The sequence below is a fragment of the Cricetibacter osteomyelitidis genome (genome assembly GCF_004340985.1).
Taxonomy (GTDB): Bacteria; Pseudomonadota; Gammaproteobacteria; order Enterobacterales; family Pasteurellaceae; genus Cricetibacter; species Cricetibacter osteomyelitidis.
On record NZ_SLYB01000054.1, the window covers coordinates 1 to 2,319 of the forward strand.

The following is a 2,319-nucleotide window of genomic DNA, read 5'->3' on the forward strand; positions in this document are numbered from 1 at the left end:
GAATGGAAAAAAGGACGTAGTGAAGATTTTCGGGCGGTATGTGAAATGTTTGAAAAATACGGACAACAGGCGGAATCGGACTGGATTAAACAACGTGCAAGTAATTTGGAAATAGCCTTGGAAGTCGGGCAGTTTAGTACGAGTAAAGAGGCGTATTATTTTCATCCGTTGGGATTGGTGGGGTGGTTGATGACAATGTCGTTATTAATTACACCAGAAATGGTTAATGCTGTTGCACCAGGAAAAGGCAGCGATAGTGTGTTATTGGCTGCGTTAAATAAATATGCAGAGCAATATGAAATTAATACTCCGTTTAGGATTGCTCATTTTTTGGCACAATGTGCGCATGAGAGTGCTGGTTTTACAGGGACTACTGAAGGAATTTACTATAGAAGAGTTGCTGCATTAAATAATAAAAAGTTTCGTGATGCTCCAACTCATATTAAAGATGTAATATGTCCACCTAATGAAAAATATTGTAGGCAACCAGAGCTTTTTAATCTTACTTATGGAGGAAGAATGGGAAATAATACAACAGGAGATGGCTTTTTATATAGAGGTAGAGGGTATATTCAGCTTACTGGGAAAAATAATTATATATTATATACTGAAAAGCATAACTTGTTCTATCCTGAAGATATAAGAGACTTTGTGGCAAATCCTGATTTAATCTCTAACAATATTGATTACTGTACCGAATCTGCATGTTTATATTGGCGATATATAGGATCTAGATATCCCGATACAAATAATTTAGCGGATATGGGGATCAGTGAGGATGTACTTATAAAAGTAAGTGCAAATATAAATGGATGGTATGGAAAAGGTTCCTTGCCTAATAAGGCGAAAGGATATGAAGATAGAAAGAAAAGATTTCTTTCAATTGTTAATGTGTTAGGGCTAATATGATGAAGTTAATATTTCTTTTTTTGTTGTTTTTTTTGAATTTTAGTGTTTCTCAAGCCAAAGATAAGATAAGTGACATTATTGATTATTCATATATAAATACAGAAAAATATAAATTTAATGATGTAAATGGAAACATTTTAGGCTATAAGGTTAAGTTATCCTTCTCTAAATTTTTAGATGGTGATGAAACTATCGATAGATTGGGTAGAATATCATCCTCTACTCAAAATATTATTTATAATATATCTGTAGATAAGAACAAATTTTCTAAGGAATATAGGGGGATACCATCTCATGGTCAAAAAATAATATCTTCTTTTTGTATTGGTAAAGAGAATAATTTTTTTATAATTACAATGTTATCATATGGAAATTATGACAGAATAAACCCTTGGTTTATACAATTTATTCCAGATGTATTTGAAGTAAAAGGCGATGCTTCTATTATCAATCGAGAGGATCTTGCCAATCAATTTAATAATGGTTTGGATCCATATTTTGATAATCGGATTGTTGATGAGCCGAATATAAATAAGATTTATCCTTATTATTCTGAAGCCAAAATTCTAGATAGAGCATATGAAATTAAAATGTGCCATAAGGATAATATAAATGAGAATGCTTTAATGCAATCTACCAAGCAGATATTGAGAGGGAAAACATATCTATATGACACCAACTTGATTATAACTAATATGTATTTGGTTAAAGGCGATAAAATAAATATACTCAATGAGAAAATAGATGATAATAACCAAAAATGGTACTTCATCAACTATAAAGGCAAAAAAAACATTAATATGTGGATAAAGGCAGAAGATGTTGACTTAAAGGAAAAATAATCGTTAATCCAAATTCCATGAAAAATGACCGCACTTTTGAGATAAATTCAAATACACTCAAAGTGCGGTTAATTTTTTAGAAATTTTATATAACAAGTCCTATAAAGGCAACGGCTTTAACGAACTGCGCTTTGAAGATGAAAAAGACCAGGAAGAAATCTTTATCCACGCCGAACGTGACCAAAACAACATCGTCAACCACGACGCCCCCAAAATCGGCAACGACCGCACGGAACAGGTGGGGCATGATGAAACGATTAATATCGGCAATAATCGCACTGAAAGCGTACAAACGGATGAAAGCGTCACTATCGGACAAGACCAAACTCAAACCATCGGACGCAACCGTATTACCAAAATTGAAAAAGACGACATTCTGAATATCGGCAACAGCCAATCCATAGAAGTATATGCCGACAGTTTAGTGAAAGTGGGCAACGATTATATTATTGAAGTGGCGAATAACGGTGACTTGTAGTGATACACTAATCTTGCAGTCCTCAATAGGTGGTAAAATACCATCCAAAAGAGGAAACCCAAATGAAACAATCAAGACGCACATTTAGCC

General features: G+C 33.5%; 2 protein-coding genes and 1 pseudogene. All 3 read left to right on the forward strand.

Annotation, left to right across the window (positions count from 1 at the left end; all coding sequences use genetic code 11):
• The coding region (locus EDC44_RS12840) for a glycoside hydrolase family 19 protein (RefSeq protein WP_424276120.1) at nucleotides 1-909 on the forward strand (909 nt) is incomplete at its 5' end.
• On the forward strand, nucleotides 906-1,751 hold the full coding sequence (locus EDC44_RS13305; RefSeq protein ID WP_131979797.1) for a hypothetical protein: 846 nt from the start codon (nucleotides 906-908) through the stop codon (nucleotides 1,749-1,751). The genes EDC44_RS12840 and EDC44_RS13305, both read left to right, overlap by 4 nt.
• 91 nt (nucleotides 1,752-1,842) lie before the next feature.
• Nucleotides 1,843-2,217, forward strand: a pseudogene (locus EDC44_RS12850) (bacteriophage T4 gp5 trimerisation domain-containing protein); the annotation flags it as partial.
• Nucleotides 2,218-2,319: the final 102 nt, after the last annotated feature.